The sequence below is a fragment of the Devosia algicola genome, from assembly GCF_028816455.1.
Classification (GTDB): domain Bacteria; phylum Pseudomonadota; class Alphaproteobacteria; order Rhizobiales; family Devosiaceae; genus Devosia; species Devosia algicola.
The window spans coordinates 536,605-557,549 of record NZ_CP118246.1 but is presented as its reverse complement, the minus strand read 5'-3'; the positions used below and the strand labels follow the sequence as shown (position 1 = coordinate 557,549).

Annotated in this window: 16 protein-coding genes and 6 pseudogenes; all 22 read right to left on the bottom strand. The window is 56.1% G+C overall.

Translation table 11 applies throughout. The features are described 5' to 3' along the window. Positions 1–5: 5 nt before the first annotated feature. Positions 6–305: pseudogene (gene rpsN, locus PSQ19_RS02975) on the bottom strand (30S ribosomal protein S14); the annotation flags it as partial. 30 nt (positions 306–335) lie between these two features. Next, positions 336–893, bottom strand: a complete 558-nt coding sequence (gene rplE, locus PSQ19_RS02970) for a 50S ribosomal protein L5 (RefSeq protein WP_282219564.1) — start codon at positions 891–893, stop codon at positions 336–338. Further along, a complete protein-coding gene (gene rplX / locus PSQ19_RS02965) occupies positions 886–1,197 on the bottom strand; it encodes a 50S ribosomal protein L24 (protein WP_282219563.1) in 312 nt (103 codons plus the stop codon). Before rplX ends, rplE begins: the two co-directional genes overlap by 8 nt. After that, positions 1,197–1,565, bottom strand: a complete 369-nt coding sequence (rplN, locus tag PSQ19_RS02960) for a 50S ribosomal protein L14 (protein WP_282219562.1) — start codon at positions 1,563–1,565, stop codon at positions 1,197–1,199. The genes rplX and rplN overlap by 1 nt, the downstream gene beginning before the upstream one ends. 67 nt (positions 1,566–1,632) lie before the next feature. Then, the gene (gene rpsQ, locus PSQ19_RS02955; protein WP_282219561.1) at positions 1,633–1,866 is read right to left on the bottom strand and encodes a 30S ribosomal protein S17; all 234 of its coding nucleotides are present in this window, start codon (positions 1,864–1,866) and stop codon (positions 1,633–1,635) included. Positions 1,867–1,878: 12 nt separating this feature from the next. Continuing rightward, positions 1,879–2,077, bottom strand: a pseudogene (gene rpmC / locus PSQ19_RS02950) (50S ribosomal protein L29). A gap of 12 nt (positions 2,078–2,089) precedes the next feature. Then, positions 2,090–2,503, bottom strand: a complete 414-nt coding sequence (gene rplP, locus PSQ19_RS02945) for a 50S ribosomal protein L16 (RefSeq protein ID WP_212657690.1) — start codon at positions 2,501–2,503, stop codon at positions 2,090–2,092. Positions 2,504–2,517: 14 nt separating this feature from the next. Then, complete coding sequence (gene rpsC / locus PSQ19_RS02940; protein WP_282219560.1) at positions 2,518–3,237, bottom strand: 30S ribosomal protein S3; 720 nt, start codon at positions 3,235–3,237, stop codon at positions 2,518–2,520. After that, positions 3,237–3,617 carry a 50S ribosomal protein L22 gene (gene rplV / locus PSQ19_RS02935; RefSeq protein WP_282219559.1) on the bottom strand — a complete coding sequence of 127 codons (381 nt, stop codon included), beginning with the start codon at positions 3,615–3,617 and terminating at the stop codon, positions 3,237–3,239. The genes rpsC and rplV overlap by 1 nt, the downstream gene beginning before the upstream one ends. Position 3,618: 1 nt before the next feature. Then, a complete protein-coding gene (gene rpsS, locus PSQ19_RS02930; protein WP_282211483.1) occupies positions 3,619–3,897 on the bottom strand; it encodes a 30S ribosomal protein S19 in 279 nt (92 codons plus the stop codon). 3 nt (positions 3,898–3,900) lie between these two features. Beyond that, a pseudogene (rplB, locus tag PSQ19_RS02925) lies at positions 3,901–4,741 on the bottom strand (50S ribosomal protein L2). 13 nt (positions 4,742–4,754) lie between these two features. Then, positions 4,755–5,048 carry a 50S ribosomal protein L23 gene (locus PSQ19_RS02920; protein ID WP_282219558.1) on the bottom strand — a complete coding sequence of 98 codons (294 nt, stop codon included), beginning with the start codon at positions 5,046–5,048 and terminating at the stop codon, positions 4,755–4,757. Beyond that, entirely contained in the window at positions 5,045–5,665 is a 621-nt protein-coding gene (gene rplD, locus PSQ19_RS02915) for a 50S ribosomal protein L4 (protein WP_282219557.1), read from the bottom strand. Before rplD ends, PSQ19_RS02920 begins: the two co-directional genes overlap by 4 nt. Further along, positions 5,665–6,366: a 50S ribosomal protein L3 gene (rplC, locus tag PSQ19_RS02910; RefSeq protein ID WP_282219556.1), complete on the bottom strand. Its 702-nt coding sequence runs from the start codon at positions 6,364–6,366 to the stop codon at positions 5,665–5,667. The genes rplD and rplC overlap by 1 nt, the downstream gene beginning before the upstream one ends. Before the next feature lie 86 nt (positions 6,367–6,452). After that, positions 6,453–6,761: a 30S ribosomal protein S10 gene (rpsJ, locus tag PSQ19_RS02905; protein WP_056232628.1), complete on the bottom strand. Its 309-nt coding sequence runs from the start codon at positions 6,759–6,761 to the stop codon at positions 6,453–6,455. Between the two features lie 66 nt (positions 6,762–6,827). Beyond that, positions 6,828–8,020 (bottom strand): annotated as a pseudogene (gene tuf / locus PSQ19_RS02900) (elongation factor Tu). Positions 8,021–8,071: 51 nt separating this feature from the next. Further along, entirely contained in the window at positions 8,072–10,162 is a 2,091-nt protein-coding gene (gene fusA / locus PSQ19_RS02895) for an elongation factor G (protein ID WP_282219555.1), read from the bottom strand. A gap of 12 nt (positions 10,163–10,174) precedes the next feature. Beyond that, positions 10,175–10,645 (bottom strand): 30S ribosomal protein S7, encoded by a 471-nt coding sequence (gene rpsG / locus PSQ19_RS02890; protein WP_282219554.1) that lies wholly within the window; start codon positions 10,643–10,645, stop codon positions 10,175–10,177. A 12-nt stretch (positions 10,646–10,657) separates the two neighbouring features. Further along, the gene (rpsL, locus tag PSQ19_RS02885) at positions 10,658–11,029 is read right to left on the bottom strand and encodes a 30S ribosomal protein S12 (RefSeq protein ID WP_282211491.1); all 372 of its coding nucleotides are present in this window, start codon (positions 11,027–11,029) and stop codon (positions 10,658–10,660) included. Positions 11,030–11,590: 561 nt separating this feature from the next. Beyond that, positions 11,591–12,256: an O-methyltransferase gene (locus tag PSQ19_RS02880; RefSeq protein ID WP_282219553.1), complete on the bottom strand. Its 666-nt coding sequence runs from the start codon at positions 12,254–12,256 to the stop codon at positions 11,591–11,593. Between the two features lie 64 nt (positions 12,257–12,320). Beyond that, positions 12,321–16,544, bottom strand: a pseudogene (gene rpoC / locus PSQ19_RS02875) (DNA-directed RNA polymerase subunit beta'). Between the two features lie 19 nt (positions 16,545–16,563). After that, a pseudogene (gene rpoB / locus PSQ19_RS02870) lies at positions 16,564–20,802 on the bottom strand (DNA-directed RNA polymerase subunit beta). Positions 20,803–20,945: the final 143 nt, after the last annotated feature.

Here is a 20,945-nt window from a genome sequence, read left to right as displayed (position 1 = left end):
ACCAGGCTCGACTTTACCAGGCCTGGAATCAGACCCAGATTGCCCAACTGGCGCAGTGCAATACGGCTCAGCTTCAGCTTGCGATAGTAACCACGGGGACGCCCTGACACTTCGCAACGATTGCGAACACGAACCGGTGCGGAGTTGCGTGGCAACTCTGCAAGTTTGAGCTGTGCGCCAAACCGAACTTCCGCAGAAGCCGATTCGTCCTTGCTGAGGGCTTTGAGTGCCGCCCGCTTGCCAGCATATTGCTTGGCAAGGGCGGCGCGCTTGTTGTTCTTTGCGATGGAGCTGGTCTTGGCCATGTCCTGATCCTTATTCCTTCCCCTGCCCGCTTACTGGCGGAAAGGGAAGTTGAAAGCCTTGAGAAGCGCGCGGGCTTCGTCGTCCGTCTTGGCCGTCGTGCAAACCACGATGTCCATACCCCAAATCTGATCAACTTGGTCATAGTTGATTTCGGGGAAAATGATGTGTTCCTTGATACCCATAGCGTAGTTGCCGGCACCATCGAACGAATTCGGGTTGAGGCCGCGGAAGTCGCGAACGCGGGGCAAAGCAATATTCACCAGGCGGTCAAGAAATTCATACATGCGCGCCTTGCGTAATGTCACCTTGACGCCCAAGGGCATGTCTTCACGAACCTTGAAGCCCGCGATCGACTTGCGGGCATGGGTAATGACAGGCTTCTGGCCTGCAATTTTCTCCATGTCTGCAGCTGCCGACTTGACCTTTTTAGAGTCGTTAACCGCTTCGCCGACGCCCATATTCAGCACGATCTTGTCGAGCCGAGGCAGTTCCATGACGTTCTTGTAGGAGAACTGCTCGGAAAGGGCCTTCTTTATGGTCTCGTCATATTCGACGCGAAGCCGTGGGATGTAAGCTGTCTCAGCCATCGATCACATCTCCGGTGCTTTTGGCGACGCGCGACTTAACGCCGTCTTTGATCTGGAAACCGACGCGGCTGGCCTTGCCATCCTTGTCAGCGAGCGCGAGGTTCGACAGATGGATCGGCGCTTCCTTGGTGAAGATGCCGGCATCATTAGACGCGGTCTGCTTGGTGTGACGACGCACAAGGTTGATACCCTGAACGAGCGCACGTGTTTCAGTTGGAATGACCGACAGGACCTGGCCAGTTTTGCCTTTGTCCTTGCCCGTCAGGACGACAACTTTATCGCCCTTTTTAATCTTGGCAGCCATTACAGCACCTCTGGTGCGAGCGAGATGATCTTCATGTGGTTCTTGGCGCGAAGCTCGCGTGGAACCGGTCCGAAAATGCGGGTGCCGACGGGCTCTTTCTGATTGTTGATCAGAACCGCGGCGTTCTTGTCAAAGCGGATAACCGTGCCATCAGGGCGACGGATATCGAATGACGTGCGAACTACGACCGCCTTCATTACCTGGCCCTTTTTTACGCGACCGCGTGGAATAGCGTCCTTGACCGACACAACGATGATGTCGCCAACAGAGGCATATTTACGATGCGAGCCGCCCAGCACCTTGATGCACATGACGCGACGCGCGCCGGAATTATCCGCTACGTCGAGATTGGATTGCATCTGAATCATGACTGGATGCCTTCTTGTTCATGCCGACCGCCGTCCCCGGCGCGCCAACCTTAAACCCTAAATTCGTTTACGCGGACGGAACGAGTGTCCAGCGCTTGTTCTTGGAGACCGGTGCACATTCCTCGATCTGTACAATGTCCCCGACCTTGGCAATATTTGCCTCATCGTGAGCCTGGTACTTCTTGGACCGACGCACAGTCTTTTTCATGACCGGATGTGTAAAGCGGCGTTCGACGCGCACAACAACCGTCTTCTCATTGGTATCGGAGACAACAGTCCCCTGTAGAACGCGTTTTGGCATGGCTGCCGCTCCTTACTTCGCTGCGCTTTTTTCAGCCAGGATGGTCTTGATCCGCGCGATATCGCGGCGGACCTGCTTGACCCGGGCTGGTGATTCCAGCTGCTGGGTAGCACGCTGGAAACGCAGATTGAATTGCTCTTTCTTCAGGCCAACAAGCTGGTCTTTCAGGCTCATCCGGGGTTTTTGCCCGCACATCATTGGCAGTCGTCATTGCCCTGACCCCTTAGTCTGCAATGCGGGTAACTACCCGCGTCATGATCGGCAGCTTCATAGCGCCGAGGCGCAAAGCTTCCTTGGCAACGTCCTCGGGGACGCCGTCGATTTCGAATACGATGCGGCCCGGCTTCACACGAGCCGCCCACAATTCAACCGAACCCTTGCCCTTGCCCATGCGGACTTCGGTAGGTTTTTTGGTTACTGGTACATCCGGAAAAATCCGGATCCATACACGGCCCTGACGCTTCATTTCGCGAGTGATCGCACGGCGAGCCGCCTCGATCTGCCGCGCAGTGACGCGTTCCGGTTCGGTTGCTTTAAGCGCATATTGGCCAAAAGCAAGATCAGTACCGCCCTTGGCGACGCCATGGATACGGCCCTTGTGGGCCTTGCGGAACTTGGTTTTCTTTGGTTGCAGCATAACGAGTTACCTTCTTATGCGCGTTCGCGGTCAGACCGCGGGCTACGCTGACCACCACCATCGCCACTACCTTCGGTAGCCCGGCGCTCATGCGCCGATGGATCATGCTCAAGCACTTCGCCTTTGAAAATCCAGACCTTGATGCCGATGATACCGTATGTTGTTGCGGCTTCAGCAGTCCCATAGTCAATGTCAGCACGGAGCGTATGCAGTGGTACACGACCTTCGCGGTACCACTCGGTACGAGCGATGTCAGCCCCACCAAGACGACCACCAACATTGACGCGGATGCCACCGGCACCCATGCGGATCGAGGTCTGCACAGCGCGTTTCATGGCACGCCGGAAAGCCACACGACGCTCCAGCTGCTGGGCAATGCCCTGAGCAACAAGAGTCGCATCTGTCTCAGGCTTGCGCACTTCAACGATATTGATGTGCACTTCGCTGTCGGTGAACTTCTTGACGTTGGCGCGGATCTTGTCGATGTCCGCGCCTTTCTTGCCGATCACGATGCCCGGACGAGCAGTGTGGATCGACACGCGGCACTTGCGATGCGGACGTTCGATCACGATCTTGGAAACCGCTGCGGCCTTCAATTCCTTGAGGAGCATGGTACGGATCTTCAGGTCCTCCTGAAGCAGCGAACCATACTCTGCCTTGTTGGCGTACCAACGCGAGTCCCAGGTGCGGTTGATGCCGAGGCGAAAACCGATTGGATTGATCTTCTGACCCATTATGCGGCCTCTTCAACTTGACGGACAACAATCGTCAGGTGGGCGAATGGCTTCTGGATCTGTGAGGATCGACCACGACCACGCGCCGTAAAGCGCTTCATGACGAGCGAATTGCCTACAAATGCTTCGGCAACGACAAGAGCGTCGGTGTCGAGGCCATGATTGTTTTCGGCATTGGCAATGGCGCTCTCTAGCACCTTTCTTACCTGGCCGGAAATGCGCTTGTGGCTGAATTCGAGATCGGCCAAGGCCGTCTCAACCTTCTTGCCACGGATCAATTGAGCCACCAGGTTCAGTTTTTGCGGGCTGATGCGTAGCATCCGCAATACCGCCTTGGCTTCATTATCCGCAAGCGCGCGCTGGGTTTTTGGCTTGCCCATGTTACTTCCTCTTGGCCTTCTTGTCGGCCGCGTGACCGTAATAGGTACGGCTTGGCGCGAATTCGCCGAACTTATGACCGATCATGTCTTCGGTTACAGAAACCGGAACATGCTTTTGGCCATTATGGACACCGAAGGTGATGCCGACGAACTGAGGCAGGATCGTCGAACGACGGCTCCAGATCTTGACAACTTCATTGCGGCCCGATTCACGGACCTTTTCGGCTTTCTTGAGCAGGTAACCGTCAACAAACGGACCTTTCCAAAGCGAACGGGTCATGGTTTATCTGCCCTTCTTCACGTGACGCGAACGAACGATAAACTTGTCCGTCGCCTTATTGCTGCGGGTCTTCTTGCCCTTGGTCGGCTTGCCCCATGGGGTCACCGGGTGACGGCCACCAGAAGTACGACCTTCGCCACCACCGTGGGGGTGATCGATCGGGTTCATTGTCACACCGCGGTTGACCGGCTTGCGGCCCAACCAGCGTGAGCGACCAGCTTTACCCAGTGCAGTGTTGGAGTGGTCCTGATTTGAGACCGCGCCAACAGTTGCCAGGCACGATCCGTGCACACGGCGTTGTTCGCCCGAGTTCAAACGAAGGATCGCCCAACCCTGGTCGCGACCAACATATTGAGCATAGGCACCAGCTGAGCGGGCTACCTGAGCACCCTTGCGGGGCTTTAGGCTCAATGTTGTGAACGATGGTGCCGACCGGCATACGTTCGAGTGGCATGGTGTTGCCGGGCTTAACGTCAACGGCGCCGCTCGAGGATACGACCTTGTCGCCAGCTGCAAGACGCTGAGGGGCAATGATATATGCCTGCTCGCCGTCCGCATACGAGATCAACGCAATGAACGCTGTACGGTTGGGATCATATTCCAGCCGCTCGACTGTTCCCACTACGTCGAACTTAACGCGCTTGAAGTCAATCATGCGATAGGTCCGCTTATGCCCACCACCACGGTGGAAAGCGGTAATGCGACCACGGTTGTTGCGGCCACCGGATTTGGTCAAACCCTGGGTCAGGCCCTTGACGGGCTTACCGCCCCAAAGTTCAGACCGATCAGTGGTGATCAGGTGACGACGACCCTCGGAGGTAGGATTATATTGCTTTAAAGCCATTCTTCTCTCTCCCCTAAAGGCCGGTCGAAATATCGATCGACTGACCGTCGACAAGGGTTACAACAGCCTTCTTGACGTCGTTACGAACACCAAGCTTGCCGCGGAAGCGCTTTACCTTGCCCTTGCGGACAATGGTATTGACTGCCTTGACCTTGACCGAGAACAGTTGCTCGACGGCGGCTTTGATCTCTGGTTTGGACGCATCGATGGAAACATCAAATACGACCTGATTGTATTCCGAAGCCATCGTCGACTTTTCAGTCACAACCGGATTGCGGATAACGTCGTAAGCGCTGAGCTTATTCATGCGAACCTTGCCTCGAGCGCTTCGAGCGCTGCTTTGGTAAGGACGAGCTTTTGGCGACGAAGGATATCAACAACGTTGATCCCCTGTACCGGTAGCACGTCGATATGCGGAATGTTGCGGGCCGCCAGAGCAAAATTCTGGTCAACGGTCGCACCATCGATAATCAGCGCATTCATCCAGTCAAGCTTGCCGAACGTGACGCGCAGGGCCGAAGTCTTCGGATCCTTTTGGGCAACGCTGTCCAAAACGATCAACTCGCCAGCCTTGGCCTTTGCCGACAGCGCATGCTTTAGTGCAAGAACGCGAACTTTTTTGGGCAGGTCGATAGCGTGGCTGCGGGTCTCGGGACCGAATGCGCGACCACCACCACGGAACTGTGGTGCCTTGCGATCGCCGTGGCGAGCACCACCGGAACCTTTTTGCTTTACAAACTTCTTGCCGGTGAGCGCGCCGTCAGACCGATGCTTGACCTGGTGGGTGCCCGACATGGCCTTCAACTGCTGGTAGCGCACCATACGGTGAAGAATGTCTTCGCGTACCTCGAGGCCGAATACGTCATCGGCCAGCGAAACCTTGCCCTTGGACTTACCGTCGAGAGAGGTAATCTGGAGTTCCATTATTCACTCTCCCCCTGAACAGCGGTTGCCGGCTTGAATGAGCCAGGAAGAGCTGCGTCCTTGGGAGCAGGCTTCTTGACGGCATCCTTGATCATGATCCAGCCGCCCTTGGCGCCGGGAACAGACCCCTGGATCATGATAAGCCCACGTTCCACATCAGTCCTGACGACCTTGAGGTTCTGGGTGGTGATGCGTGCATCGCCCATGTGACCAGGCATCTTCTTGTTCTTGAATGTCTTGCCGGGATCCTGACGGCCACCGGTCGAACCGATTGAACGGTGCGACACGGAAACACCGTGGGAGGCGCGCAGACCACCAAAGTTCCAGCGCTTCATGCCACCCGCAAACCCCTTACCGATGGACGTCCCGGTCACATCGACCAATTGTCCTTCAGCGAAGTGATCGGCCTGCATCTGCGCACCGACCTCGATGAGGTTGTCCGCATCAACGCGGAACTCGGCGACGTGACGCTTTGGCTCGACCTTGGCAACCGCGAACTGGCCGCGTTCCGCCTTGGTCGTATTTTTTGCCTTGGCCTGTCCAGCGCCCAACTGAAGCGCGACATAGCCATCTTTTTCCGACGTCCGCTGTCCTACCACCTGGCAGTTTTGCAGCCCGAGCACCGTGACAGGCACGTGAGCGCCGTCCTCGGTGAATATGCGGGTCATGCCCAGCTTCTGTGCGATCAAACCAGAACGCATCGGTTGTTACCTTTTCAAATTAGCGCTGAACCGGGTCATTGCTCTCAAGAGGACCCTATGGATGGTTAGCGCGAAAACTCAGTCACTCAGAGCTTGATTTCGACGTCGACACCGGCGGCGAGATCGAGCTTCATCAGTGCGTCAACCGTCTGTGGAGTCGGATCAACAATGTCAAGAAGACGTTTGTGGGTCCGGATCTCGAACTGTTCGCGCGACTTTTTGTCGATGTGCGGCGAGCGGTTCACGGTAAACTTATCAATTCGCGTCGGCAAAGGGATCGGACCACGGACCTGGGCACCGGTACGCTTTGCCGTCGAAACGATCTCGCGCGTGGATGCGTCAAGGACGCGATGGTCAAAGGCCTTAAGCCGTATGCGAATGTTTTGACCGTTCATGTTGCAATCCTACGGAAAAATGAACCGCAGCGCGCTTTAGGCGCGCCGCGCAATTCGAAAGCTGAATTACTTCAGGATCTTGGCGACAACGCCGGCGCCAACGGTACGACCACCTTCGCGGATAGCGAAGCGAAGCTTTTCTTCCATGGCGATCGGCACAATGAGCCTGAACGTTCATGTTGATGTTATCACCAGGCATAACCATTTCGGTGCCTTCTGGCAGCGTTACGATGCCGGTCACGTCAGTGGTGCGGAAGTAGAACTGCGGACGGTAGTTGCCAAAGAATGGCGTGTGACGACCACCTTCTTCCTTGGTGAGGATATAGGCCTCAGCAACAAAGTCAGTGTGTGGGGTCACGGAACCGGGCTTGCACAGAACCTGGCCACGCTCAACCTGAGTGCGGTCGATACCACGGATCAGCGCGCCGATATTGTCACCAGCCTGACCCGAGTCGAGCAACTTGCGGAACATTTCAACGCCGGTAACGGTCGTCTTCTGTGTGTCCTTGATGCCAACGATTTCGACTTCTTCGCCAACTTTGACGATACCGCGCTCGACACGACCGGTAACAACAGTACCACGGCCCGAGATCGAGAATACGTCTTCGATCGGCAGCAGGAACGGCTGATCGACAGGACGCTCTGGCTGCGGAATATAGCTATCAACAGCAGCCATCAGTTCAAGAACGGCATCGTGGCCGAGCTTGGCATCGCCATTGTTCAATGCTTCGGTCGCCGAACCCTTGATCAGCGGGATATCGTCGCCGGGGAATTCGTACGGGCTGAGCAGTTCGCGAACTTCGAGGCTCAACGAGTTCGAGCAATTCAGGGTCATCGACCATGTCGCACTTGTTCAGGAACACTACCAGAGCAGGCACACCAACCTGACGAGCAAGCAGAATGTGCTCGCGAGTCTGAGGCATCGGGCCGTCGGCAGCAGACACTACCAGAATAGCACCATCCATCTGGGCCGCACCGGTGATCATGTTCTTCACATAGTCAGCGTGGCCTGGGCAATCAACGTGAGCGTAGTGACGGTTAGCGGTCTCGTACTCGACGTGCGAGGTATTAATGGTAATACCACGAGCCTTTTCTTCAGGAGCAACGTCGATCTGCGAGTAGTCCTTGAAGGTTGCGCCACCGGTTTCGGCGAGCACCTTGGTGATCGCAGCAGTCAGCGACGTCTTACCATGGTCAACGTGACCGATGGTGCCGATGTTGCAGTGAGGCTTATTGCGGGAAAATTTTTCCTTGCCCATCGCTATTCTCCGTATTCGTTAGCCAGAAGGCCAATCTTGAGTTGAGTTTGGTTAGGCGTATTTGGCCTGGACTTCGTCGGCAACTGCCTGCGGAACCTGGTCGTAATGATCGAACGTCATTGAGTACTGCGCACGACCCTGGCTCATGGAGCGCAGCGAGTTCACGTACCCGAACATGTTTGCAAGCGGCACGAAAGCATCCACGACCTGAATGATTCCACGGCTTTCAGTGCCCTGGATCTGACCACGTCGTGAATTAAGGTCACCGATAACGTCGCCCATGTATTCCTCTGGCGTCGTAACTTCAACCTTCATGATCGGCTCCAGTATCTTTGGAGACGCCTTACGGATGGCTTCACCGAAGCCAGCACGACCAGCGATTTCAAAGGCCAGAACCGACGAGTCGACATCGTGGTAGGCGCCTTCGGTCAAGGTTACCTTGACGTCTACGATCGGGAAGCCAATCAACGGACCTGCCGCCATTACCGACTTCACGCCTTTTTCGACACCCGGGATGTATTCCTTGGGTACCGAGCCACCAACGACGGCGTTTACAAATTCTAGACCCTTGCCGACTTCGCCCGGCTCAATAGAGAGCTTGACGCGCGCAAACTGGCCCGAACCACCCGACTGCTTCTTGTGGGTATAATCCACATCTGCAGCGCGAGTAATGGTTTCACGGTAAGCCACCTGGGGCTGACCGATATTTGCTTCGACCTTGAATTCGCGACGCATGCGGTCGACAAGAATATCAAGGTGCAATTCGCCCATACCCGAGATAATGGTCTGGCCGGACTCTTCATCAGTCTTGACACGGAAGCTAGGATCTTCTGCGGCGAGACGGTTGAGTGCGAGACCCATCTTTTCCTGGTCAGCCTTGGACTTTGGCTCAACCGAAATATCGATGACCGGATCGGGGAAAATCATGCGCTCGAGGATAACCTGAGAGCTATTGACACAAAGCGTATCGCCAGTGGTGGTGTCCTTCAGGCCAACGATTGCAACGATATCACCGGCAAAAGCCTCGGTGATCTGCTCGCGACTATTGGCATGCATCTGGAACATGCGGCCGATGCGTTCACGCTTTTCCTTGACGGTGTTTTCCACCATCGCGCCCTGCTCCACCTTACCCGAATAGATACGACAGAACGTGAGCGACCCCATGTGCGGGTCATTGGCGATCTTGAAGGCCAGCATCGAAAGAGGCTCATCGTCGTCAGCGTGACGCTCAATCGGCTCTTCGGTGCGCGCATCAATACCCTTGATCGCCGCAATATCTGCGGGCGATGGCAAGAAGTCGATAACGCCATCAAGCAATGGCTGCACGCCCTTGTTCTTGAAGGCCGAACCCGCGAAAATCGGGAAGAACTTTACGTCAACAGTACCGCGACGCAGCAGCCGACGGATGGTGTCGTTGTTGGGTTCTTCACCATTGAGGTAGGCTTCCATGGCATCGTCGTCGATCTCAACGGCTGCCTCAACCATCATCTCGCGATATTTGGCCGCCGATTCCTTGAGGTCGTCAGGGATTTCAACGATATCCCACTGCGCGCCCAATTCCTCGTTACGCCAAACCAAGGCGTTCATTTCGATCAGGTCGACAACGCCCTTGAATTCATTCTCGGCGCCGATTGGCAGCTGAACAACAACAGCCTTAGCACCAAGGCGAGTCCCGATCATTTCGACGCAGCGATAGAAATCAGCACCGATTTTGTCCATCTTGTTGACGAACACGAGACGCGGCACATTGTACTTGTCGGCCTGGCGCCAAACCGTTTCAGTCTGAGGCTCAACGCCAGCATTGGCGTCCAGCAACGCTACGGCACCATCCAGTACGCGCAGCGAACGCTCTACTTCAATAGTGAAGTCCACGTGTCCGGGTGTGTCGATGATATTGAAGCGGTGCATGGTGCCATCACGACCCTTCCAGAAGGTCGTCGTAGCCGCGGATGTGATAGTGATACCACGCTCCTGCTCCTGCTCCATCCAATCCATGGTGGCGGCGCCATCATGAACTTCACCGATCTTGTGCGACTTGCCTGTGTAGTACAGGACGCGCTCAGTCGTGGTGGTCTTGCCAGCATCGATGTGCGCCATGATGCCGAAGTTGCGATAGTGATCGATTGCGTATTCGCGTGCCATTTTAAGCTCCAACTACCAGCGGTAGTGCGAGAATGCGCGGTTGGCGTCAGCCATCCGGTGCGTGTCTTCGCGTTTTTTGACGGCCTGGCCGCGCCCATTGAGCGCATCCATAAGCTCGCCGGAAAGGCGTTCACGCATAGTGTTTTCGCCGCGCTTGCGGGCGCTGTCGATCAACCAGCGAATAGCCAAAGCCTGCTGACGATCGGTACGAACTTCGACAGGCACCTGATATGTAGCACCACCAACGCGACGCGAACGCACTTCAACTGAAGGACGAATGTTCTCGAGCGCAGTGTGGAACACTTCAATCGGGTTCTGCTTAACTTTGGCCTCAACAATGTCAAAAGCACCGTAAACGATGCCTTCGGCAGCTGATTTCTTACCGTCTTTCATGAGTGAATTCATGAATTTGGTAACGACCAGATCACCAAACTTGGGATCAGGAATAACGTCGCGTTTTTCGGCGCGGTGACGACGGGACATATCTCGATCTCCTTACTTAGGACGCTTCGCGCCGTACTTGGAACGGCGCTGTCTACGGTCCTTAACGCTCTGCGTATCGAGAACGCCGCGCAATACGTGGTAGCGGACACCAGGAAGATCGCGCACGCGACCGCCGCGGATCAGCACAACCGAGTGCTCCTGAAGGTTATGTCCCTCGCCGGGGATATAGGAGATCACTTCGCGCTGGTTGGTCAGGCGGACCTTGGCAACCTTGCGCAGCGCTGAGTTCGGCTTTTTGGGTGTCGTTGTATAAACACGCGAACACACACCGCGTTTCTGCGGATTGGCTTCCATTGCCGGAACCTTGTTCCGCTTTGGCTTGCTGGCGCGTGGTTTGCGGATCAGCTGATTAATGGTGGGCATTGAGTCTCTTTCCATCGTCCAAATTCATTGCGATCACAACAAAGCAAACCAAAATGGCGCTCGCTCATGCCCTACAGGGAACGGCGGCGCCTTAGTTGCAGCGGACCGCGCCCCGAAAAGGGCAACGTTCTTGCGCACAAGGATTTGCTTCGTCTATCTACCCACCAGTGTGTTTGAGTGTCCTGGATGCCCGCGCAAGATGGCAGGAACCCAAAGCGACATTCACGACCGACCGCTTAGGTAGGCGCTGTTTACTTCGCGTGACTCGTTCCGTCAAGGATTCTTTCCCAAGAAAATGCAGACCAGCCATGCGTGTCCAAGAATGGCCATATGAATGCTCACAAGGCGGCGGCAAAGCCTGCTGTAGGCGACGCCATCGCCCCGCATCGTAGATGGATGCGATTGCCAGGCGTTTGCCTGCGCCATTTAGTCCGGCATATATCGTCAGTCGGACCGCAGCAGCGCCAAAGAGTATGACACCTACCGGAACTGGTGGCCGCGAGTCGTACACCGACTAGATTTTGCCCGTTTCCGAAGGCTCCACCCGAGCAACTGAGTCTATCAATCAACTATTGCTATGGCAAAGCCGTCATAATTCTTGGCACCAACCGTTTGTATCGCCGTCGCGGTGACATTGGAATGGTTGGCAAAGAAGTCAAACGCCGCCCGCGCGCCGTTGACATTGACATCATCGCTAGTGGCGTCGATCACGCCACCTTCGCGTATGACATTGTCGCAGATGATGACTGTTCCGGATCGTGAAAGCTTCAGTGCCCAATCAAGATAGATAGGGTTGCTGGGCTTATCGGCATCGATGAAGATCAAGTCGAAGGGTGCGCCGCCTTCTGATGCGAGCTTTGGCAGCAGGTCCGCGCCCTTGCCCACCCGGATATCGACTTTTGCGCTTAGTCCTGCATTCTTGATATTGGTTTTGGCGACGGCTGCGTGTCGTTCTTCGAATTCCATGGTGACCAACTGACCATGGTCAGGCAGCGCGCGCGCCATCCAGATGGCCGAATATCCGCCAAGGGTGCCGATCTCCAATATGCGTCGCGCGCCACTAATGCGCACCATGAGGTGAAGCAGTTTGCCCTGTGCGGCCGATACATCGATCGCCGGCAATCCAGCATTGGCATTCGCCTCCAGTACCGACGCCAGCACAGGATCATCGGCAATCAGCCGGTCGGCAATGTATTGGTCGACGTCGTGCCAGGTCTGAGCGCTCATTATTTCCTCCTTCGATAAAAAAAGGGGACCATCCGGCCCCCTCTTTCAATTCGATTTTTCTGACCTACTCGGCCGCAGTTTCCTCGACTGTTTCTTCCTCGCCCGCCTCTGGTGCAGCAAGTGCCGCCGTTGAGGCCTGACGACGCCGTTCGTCCAGGATCAGATCGTCGCGCTTGGTGGCGATCATCTTGGCCGAGGAAATACCGGCACCAGTACCTGCCGGGATGAGCCGGCCAACGATGACGTTCTCCTTGAGGCCTTCGAGCAGGTCGGCTTTGCCCGACACGGCCGCTTCAGTAAGCACTCGCGTGGTTTCCTGGAACGACGCCGCCGAGATGAAGGAACGAGTCTGGAGCGATGCCTTGGTGATGCCCAACAGCACCGGATTAGCCGTTGCCGGCTTCTTGCCCTCCGCAACCAAAGCGTCATTCAGTTCGTCAAAGTCGAGCTTGTCGAGCTGTTCATCCTTGAGCAGACCACTTTCGCCAGGATCCACGATCTCCACCTTTTGCAGCATCTGACGGACAATCACTTCGATGTGCTTGTCGTTAATCAGAACGCCCTGCAAACGGTATACTTCCTGGATTTCATTGACGAGGTAGCGAGCAAGCTCTTCCACGCCCTTGATCGCCAGAATGTCGTGCGGCGCTGGATTGCCGTCGAGAATATATTCGCCCTTTTCGATGGTATCGCCTTCCTGAAGATGGAAAGGCTTGCCCTTCGGGATCAGATATTCGACCGGATCGGCACCTTCGTCGTGCGGCTTGATCACGACGCGACGCTTGTTCTTGTAGTCGCGCCCGAAGCCAATGATGCCGTCGATTTCGGCGATGATGGCGTGATCCTTGGGACGACGTGCCTCGAACAGTTCCGCCACGCGCGGCAGACCGCCCGTGATGTCCTTGGTCTTGGCGCTTTCCAGCGGAATACGGGCCAACACGTCACCGGGCGAGACTTTTTCACCGGGTTCAACATTGAGAACCGCGTCAACCGACAGCAAGTAGCGAGCCTCGCCGCCGCGATCGACTTTGACCACTTCGCCCGAGCGGGCAATGGCCAGTGCTGGACGCAGACCGTCACCACGCTGATTGGTGCGCCAATCGATGACAACACGTTTGGTGAAGCCGGTCGCCTCGTCGGTGTTTTCTGCAACAGATGAACCGTCGACCAGGTCCTCGAACACCACTTCGCCGTCGACTTCGGCAAGAATTGGACGGGTGTACGGATCCCATTCAGCCAGACGCTGGCCGCGACGAACCTGATCATTTTCCTTGACCAGTAGCTTGGAGCCATAAGCCACCTTGTGGCTGGTCCGTTCCTTGCCCTCGGCGTCAAGGATCGCCAATGACACGTTACGGGCCATTACGACCAGTTGTCCGCCTGCGACCTTGACCACATTGGGGTTGCGAATGACGATCTTGCCTTCCGCACCAGCTTCCAGGAACGAGCCTGTCAACAACTTGGGCCGTACCGCCAATGTGGAACGTACGCATTGTCAGCTGAGTGCCGGGTTCACCGATAGACTGTGCCGCGATAACGCCAACAGCTTCACCCATATTGACGGGTGTACCGCGAGCCAGATCGCGACCGTAACATGCCGCGCACGTGCCCTGACGCATGTCACAGGTTAGCGGTGAGCGGATGCGGATCGACTGGATACGAGCATCTTCGATGACGTCGATATGCTTTTCTTCGAGCAAGGTGCCCTTGGGAGCAATCAAATCACCAGTCAACGGATGGTTGATATCGTCAGCTGCGGTCCGACCAAGCACGCGCTGCCCGATCGAAGCGACGACCTGACCAGAATCGACGATTGGTTCCATGGTCAGACCGCGCTCAGTGCCGCAATCAGTTGCGACAATGATGGCGTCCTGGGCCACGTCGACCAGGCGACGGGTCAGATAGCCCGAGTTTGCCGTCTTCAACGCCGTATCCGCCAGACCCTTACGGGCACCGTGGGTAGAGTTGAAGTATTCAAGAACGGTGAGACCTTCCTTGAAGTTGGCGGTAATCGGGGTTTCGATGATCGAGCCATCGGGACGCGCCATCAGGCCACGCATACCGGCGAGCCTGCTTCATCTGGGCCGGCGAACCGCGAGCGCCGGAGTGGCTCATCATATAGACCGAGTTGATCGGTTTCTGACGCTTGGTTTCCTTGTCGATCTGGACGGTACGAATAGCGTCCATCATCTCTTCAGCAACCTTGTCACCGCACTTGGCCCAGGCGTCGACAACCTTGTTGTACTTTTCGCCCTGAGTGATCAGGCCGTCATTGTACTGCTGTTCGAATTCCTCGACCTGCTTGCGAGGCTGCTTCAACGATCGTATATTTCGATGGCGGAATGACCATGTCATCCTTGCCGAAGGAAATACCGGCCTTACAGGCATTGGTGAAGCCAAGCTGCATGACACGGTCACAGAAAATGACCGTCTCTTTCTGTCCGCAGCCACGATAGACCGTGTCGATCATCTTGGAGATCATCTTCTTGGTCATCAGCTGGTTCGCCGTAGCGAACGGTACGGCTGGATGCTTGGGCAAAATCTGACCAATCAGCATACGGCCGGGCGTGGTTTCCACGATCTCGGTACGCGGATTGCCTTCCTCGTCAAAGGACTGCACGCGGCCCTTGATCTTGGTGTGCATGGTGACAACACCACTTTCCAGCGCCTGCTCCAATTCGCCCATGGACGCAAAAGCCATGCCTTCGCCTGGCTCATTATCGTTCATTAAGGAGAGGTAGTAGAGCCCCAGCACGATATCCTGACTGGGCACAATGATCGGCTGACCATTGGCTGGATGCAGGATATTGTTGGTCGACATCATCAGCACGCGCGCTTCGAGTTGCGCTTCGAGCGAAAGCGGGACGTGAACAGCCATCTGGTCGCCGTCAAAGTCGGCATTAAAGGCCGAGCAGACGAGCGGGTGTAGCTGAATTGCCTTACCTTCGATCAGGATTGGCTCAAATGCCTGGATGCCAAGACGATGAAGCGTGGGCGCGCGGTTCAAAAGAACCGGATGCTCGCGGATCACCTCGTCGAGGATATCCCAGACTTCGGGCTTTTCCTTCTCAACCAGCTTTTTGGCCTGCTTCACTGTCGAGGAGAAGCCCTTGGCTTCAAGCCGGGAATAGATGAACGGCTTGAAAAGCTCGAGCGCCATCTTCTTGGGCAAACCGCACTGATGCAGCTTTAGGTTCGGGCCAACGGTGATGACCGAGCGACCCGAATAGTCGACGCGCTTGCCGAGCAGATTTTGGCGGAAGCGCCCCTGCTTGCCCTTGAGCATGTCTGAGAGCGACTTTAGCGGACGTTTGTTGGCACCGGTAATGGTGCGGCCACGACGACCATTGTCGAACAGGGCATCAACGGCTTCCTGCAACATGCGCTTTTCATTGCGGATGATGATGTCAGGGGCGCGCAGGCTCGATCAGGCGCTTCAAACGGTTGTTCCGGTTGATGACGCGACGATAGAGGTCGTTCAGATCGGAGGTGGCGAAGCGACCACCATCAAGCGGCACCAGCGGGCGCAGGCTCTGGCGGAATGACCGGAATAACGGTCATGATCATCCATTCCGGCTTATTGCCCGAAACAATGAACTGCTCGACGATCTTGAGGCGCTTGGCCAGCTTCTTGGGCTTAAGCTCGGTGGTTGCTTCAGCAATCTCGATTCGTAGCTGAGCGGCGATCTTTTCCAGATCAAGTGCGAGCAGAATATCGCGGATGGCCTCGGCGCCAATCTTGGCGGTGAAACTATCGGCGCCATATTCGTCCTGAGCGTCCAGATACTGCTCTTCGCTCATCAGGCTCATGCTGGGTGAACGGGGTGAGGCCAGGATCGAGAACGACATAGTATTCAAAATACAGGATGCGCTCGATATCCTTGAGCGTCATATCAAGCAACAGCGCGATACGGGACGGCAAGGACTTCAGGAACCAGATGTGGGCAACGGGTGCTGCCAGCTCGATATGACCCATACGTTCGCGACGAACGCGGCTCAGCGTGACTTCGACGCCGCACTTTTCGCAGATGACGCCCTTGAACTTCATGCGCTTGTACTTGCCGCACAGGCATTCATAGTCCTTTACCGGACCAAAGATGCGGGCACAGAACAGGCCGTCACGTTCGGGCTTGAACGTACGGTAGTTGATGGTTTCAGGCTTTTTGATCTCGCCAAAGGACCACGAGAGAATTTTCTCGGGGCTGGCGATATTGATTTTCATCTGATCGAAAGTCTGAGCAGGCACCGCTGGATTGAACGGGTCCATGACGTGGGAATGATGATTCATCAATTCTCTCCTCTTTCCGTCAGGTCCGGGCCGCAACCCGGACCCTTTCGGAAGTGAATGGGGGTAGGAAGTGCCGGATTATTCCGCCGCTTCCTGAGGAGGTGCGAGGCTCCGCTTCCGCCGAGTCGTCGTCCGGCCCTTCGATCTCGCGCATGTCGAGACCTCGACATTTAGGCCCAGGGAACGAATTTCCTTTACCAGAACGTTGAAGGCTCTCCGGAATGCCGGCATCAAAAGTATCGTCGCCGCGCACGATGGCTTCGTAGACCTTGGTGCGGCCAGCCACGTCGTCCGACTTGATGGTCAGCATTTCCTGCAAGGTGTAGGCGGCGCCATATGCTTCGAGCGCCCACACCTCCATCTCGCCGAAACGCTGTCCACCGAACTGCGCCTTGCCGCCCAGCGGCTGCTGGGTAACCAGGGAATACGGACCGATCGAGCGCGCGTGGATCTTGTTGTCCACAAGGTGGTCGAGCCTTGAGCATATAAATATACCCAACCGTGACCTGCCGATCGAACTGTTCGCCGGTACGGCCATCGTAGACCGTGGACTGACCCGAGCCCTTGAGCCCTGCCCTCTCCAGCATCTCCACGATATCCGCTTCCTTGGCACCGTCAAACACTGGCGTGGCAATCGACACGCCTTTGCTCAGGTGCTCACCGAGACGCACCATGCTGTCATCATCGAGATCGGTGATGCTGGTATCGCCTTCGAACAGATTGAGCACTTCGGTCTTGAGCGGGCTAAGATCGCCCTTTGCATGATAGAGGCGCAACATCTCGTCGATCTTGCGGCCCATGCCGGCACAAGCCCAACCCAGATGGGTTTCGAGGATCTGGCCAACATTCATGCGCGACGGCACGCCGAGTGGGTTCAGCACGATATCAACGTGGGTACCGTCTTCGAGGTACGGCATGTCCTCGACCGGTACGATGCGGCTGACCACACCCTTATTCCCATGACGACCTGCCATCTTGTCACCGGGCTGGATCTTGCGCTTGGTGGCGATGAAGACTTTGACCATCTTCATGACGCCAGGCGACAATTCATCACCGCGCTGCAGCTTGTCGACCTTGTCGATAAAGCGCTGTTCGAGCAGACGACGGCTTTCCTCGTACTGGGCGTGCAAGGCTTCCATCTCGGTCATGACCTTGTCGTCTTCGACCGCAAACTGCCACCATTTGGAACGGGGCTGGGCCTCAAACATCTGGTCATTGAGCTTGGTGCCAACGACATAGCCCTTGGGGCCAGCCGTTGCGGCCTTGCCAAACAGCATTTCCTTGAGGCGCGCGTAAACATTACGGTCAAGGATGGACTGTTCGTCATCACGGTCCTTGGCCAAACGCTCGATTTCCTCGCGTTCAATGGCCATGGCGCGCTCGTCCTTGTCGATGCCGTGGCGATTGAACACGCGCACTTCAACAACGGTACCAGCATCGCCGGGGGGACCCGCAGCGAGGTATCGCGAACATCGGACGCCTTTTCACCGAAGATGGCGCGCAGCAGTTTCTCTTCCGGCGTCATCGGGCTTTCGCCCTTTGGCGTGATCTTGCCGACAAGAATATCGCCCGGTGCGACTTCTGCACCGATATGAACGATGCCGGCTTCGTCGAGGTTCTTCAGCGCTTCTTCCGAAACATTGGGAATATCGCGCGTGATTTCTTCAGGACCAAGCTTGGTGTCGCGGGCCATCACTTCATATTCCTCGATATGGATCGAGGTGAAGACGTCCTGCATCGCGATCTTTTCGCTCAGAAGGATCGAGTCTTCAAAGTTGTAGCCATTCCAGGGCATGAACGCGACCAGCACGTTCCGGCCCAGGGCCAGATCACCCAGATCGGTGGAAGGGCCATCTGCAACGATATCACCAGCATTGACGTGGTCACCCACCACAACCAGCGGACGCTGATTGATGCAGGTTGACTGGTTGGAACGCTGGAACTTCATCAGATTATAGATATCGACGCCGGTCTTTGAGGCATCGGTTTCTTCTGTTGCCCGGATAACGATGCGGGTCGCATCGACCTGGTCAACAATACCCTTGCGCTTTGCAACGATGGCAGCACCGGAGTCACGAGCAACCACGGCTTCCATGCCCGTGCCAACATAGGGTGCGTGGGCCCGAAGCAATGGCACAGCCTGGCGCTGCATGTTAGAGCCCATGAGGGCACGATTGGCGTCGTCGTTTTCAAGGAAAGGAATTAACGAAGCCGCGACAGAAACCAGCTGCTTTGGCGACACGTCCATCAAATCCACGGTTTCGCGTGGGGTCAGGATCACGTCGCCGGCATGACGCGCGGTCAGCAATTCATCGGCAAATTCACCATCGGCGCTCACCGAGGCATTGGCTTGCGCGACATAGTGCTTGGCCTCTTCCATAGCCGACAGATAGACGACGGTGTCGGTTATCTTGCCGTCCACAACCTTGCGGTATGGCGTTTCGATAAAGCCGTATTTATTGACGCGAGCAAATGTTGCAAGCGAGTTGATCAGACCAATATTTGGCCCTTCCGGCGTTTCAATCGGGCAGATGCGACCATAATGGGTCGGATGCACGTCACGCACTTCAAAACCAGCACGTTCGCGGGTCAGACCACCCGGTCCAAGCGCCGACAAACGACGCTTGTGGGTGATTTCGGACAGCGGATTGGTCTGATCCATGAATTGGCTGAGCTGAGACGATCCGAAGAACTCGCGCACGGCGGCAGCAGCTGGCTTGGCATTGATCAGATCCTGCGGCATCACCGTGTCGATTTCGACCGACGACATGCGCTCCTTGATCGCCCGTTCCATACGCAACAGGCCAAGCCGATAGGAATTTTCCATCAGTTCGCCAACCGAGCGGACCCGGCGATTGCCAAGGTTATCGATGTCGTCGATTTCGCCGCGGCCGTCGCGGAGATCGACCAGTGTGCGGACGACTTCAACGATATCTTCCTTGCGCAGCGTACGCTGCGTATCAGGCGCATCCAGTTCGAGACGCATGTTCATCTTGACCCGACCAACGGCGGACAGGTCGTAGCGCTCGCTGTCGAAGAACAGCGAGTTGAACATGGCTTCGGCGGTTTCGATGGTTGGTGGTTCGCCAGGGCGCATCACACGATAGATGTCAAAGAGCGCGTCTTCGCGGCTTTCGTTCTTGTCGAGGGCCAGCGTGTTGCGCAGATAGGCGCCAACGGTGATGTGGTCGATATCGAGCAGTGGAAGCTCGGTGAAACCAGCATCCATCAGGGTGACCAGGTTGCCCTTGCGTTCGCCAGTCTTGGCATCGACAACCAGTTCAAGCTCATCGCCCGCTTCAGCATAGACTTCGCCGGTCTGCATGTTGATGAGATCTTCAGCGACATACATGCCGACAAGATCGTCGTCGACAGCCAGCAGATGGGTCAAACCGTTTTCGGAAAGCTTTTTGGCTTGACGCGGCGACAGCTTCTTGCCGCCCTCATGAACAACATCGCCGGTCTCGGCATCGATCAGGTCATGGGTGGGCTTGGCGCCCTTCATTTTTTCCGCATCGTAAGGCTTGCGCCAGCCCTTGGCGCTCTTTTCGTAGACAACCTTGTTGTAATAGGTGTCGAGAATTTCCTCGGCATCCATGCCAAGGGCCTTGAGCAGCGAAGTTACCGGGATCTTGCGGCGGCGGTCGATGCGCGCAAAAACCACATCCTTGGCGTCAAACTCAATGTCGAGCCAGGAACCGCGATAGGGAATGATACGGCCAGCAAATAGCAGCTTGCCTGACGAGTGGGTCTTGCCCTTGTCGTGGTCGAAGAATACGCCAGGAGAACGATGCATTTGCGAGACGATGACGCGCTCGGTGCCATTGACGATAAAAGTGCCGTTGGACGTCATGAAGGGCATGTCGCCCATGTAAACGTCCTGCTCCTTGATGTCCTTTACCGACTTGGCGCCGGTTTCTTCATCGACTTCAAATACGATCAAGCGCAATGTCACCTTGAGCGGCGCCGCGAAAGTGATATCGCGGGCGCGGCACTCATCGATGTCATATTTGGGCGCTTCGAATTCATAGCGAACGAATTCGAGCGAGGCCGTGCCCGAGAAATCGGTGATCGGAAAGACGGATTTGAAGACGGACTGAAGCCCCTCATTGCCGCGCCCGCCAGTGGGCTCGTCAACGAGAAGAAACTGATCATAGGAAGCCTTTTGGACTTCGATCAGGTTGGGCATCTCCGTGACTTCGCGAATGGTGCCGAAAGATTTGCGTACCTTGCGGCGGCCGTTGAACGTGGTAGCCATAAAAGCTCCTGTTTCTCTGCGATTGTCTCGGAGGCAAATGTCCAAAGACCCGACTATCAGCCGTCGGATATCGGGACATTTGCCCTTATGAAAGGGTCGTATTACTCGTTCCGCAACTATCGTCGGCGCCTGGTGGCGCGACG

What these genes read in the sequence shown, in the direction of transcription:
- rplE (WP_282219564.1), bottom strand. Translation starts at nt 893, where the DNA reads ATGGCTGAGACAGCTTACATCCCACGGCTTCGCGTCGAATATGACGAG.
- rplX (WP_282219563.1), bottom strand. Translation starts at nt 1,197, where the DNA reads ATGGCTGCCAAGATTAAAAAGGGCGATAAAGTTGTCGTCCTGACGGGC.
- rplN (WP_282219562.1), bottom strand. Translation starts at nt 1,565, where the DNA reads ATGATTCAGATGCAATCCAATCTCGACGTAGCGGATAATTCCGGCGCG.
- rpsQ (WP_282219561.1), bottom strand. Translation starts at nt 1,866, where the DNA reads ATGCCAAAACGCGTTCTACAGGGGACTGTTGTCTCCGATACCAATGAG.
- rplP (WP_212657690.1), bottom strand. Translation starts at nt 2,503, where the DNA reads ATGCTGCAACCAAAGAAAACCAAGTTCCGCAAGGCCCACAAGGGCCGT.
- rpsC (WP_282219560.1), bottom strand. Translation starts at nt 3,237, where the DNA reads ATGGGTCAGAAGATCAATCCAATCGGTTTTCGCCTCGGCATCAACCGC.
- rplV (WP_282219559.1), bottom strand. Translation starts at nt 3,617, where the DNA reads ATGGGCAAGCCAAAAACCCAGCGCGCGCTTGCGGATAATGAAGCCAAG.
- rpsS (WP_282211483.1), bottom strand. Translation starts at nt 3,897, where the DNA reads ATGACCCGTTCGCTTTGGAAAGGTCCGTTTGTTGACGGTTACCTGCTC.
- PSQ19_RS02920 (WP_282219558.1), bottom strand. Translation starts at nt 5,048, where the DNA reads ATGAATAAGCTCAGCGCTTACGACGTTATCCGCAATCCGGTTGTGACT.
- rplD (WP_282219557.1), bottom strand. Translation starts at nt 5,665, where the DNA reads ATGGAACTCCAGATTACCTCTCTCGACGGTAAGTCCAAGGGCAAGGTT.
- rplC (WP_282219556.1), bottom strand. Translation starts at nt 6,366, where the DNA reads ATGCGTTCTGGTTTGATCGCACAGAAGCTGGGCATGACCCGCATATTC.
- rpsJ (WP_056232628.1), bottom strand. Translation starts at nt 6,761, where the DNA reads ATGAACGGTCAAAACATTCGCATACGGCTTAAGGCCTTTGACCATCGC.
- fusA (WP_282219555.1), bottom strand. Translation starts at nt 10,162, where the DNA reads ATGGCACGCGAATACGCAATCGATCACTATCGCAACTTCGGCATCATG.
- rpsG (WP_282219554.1), bottom strand. Translation starts at nt 10,645, where the DNA reads ATGTCCCGTCGTCACCGCGCCGAAAAACGCGACGTTATTCCTGATCCC.
- rpsL (WP_282211491.1), bottom strand. Translation starts at nt 11,029, where the DNA reads ATGCCCACCATTAATCAGCTGATCCGCAAACCACGCGCCAGCAAGCCA.
- PSQ19_RS02880 (WP_282219553.1), bottom strand. Translation starts at nt 12,256, where the DNA reads ATGAGCGCTCAGACCTGGCACGACGTCGACCAATACATTGCCGACCGG.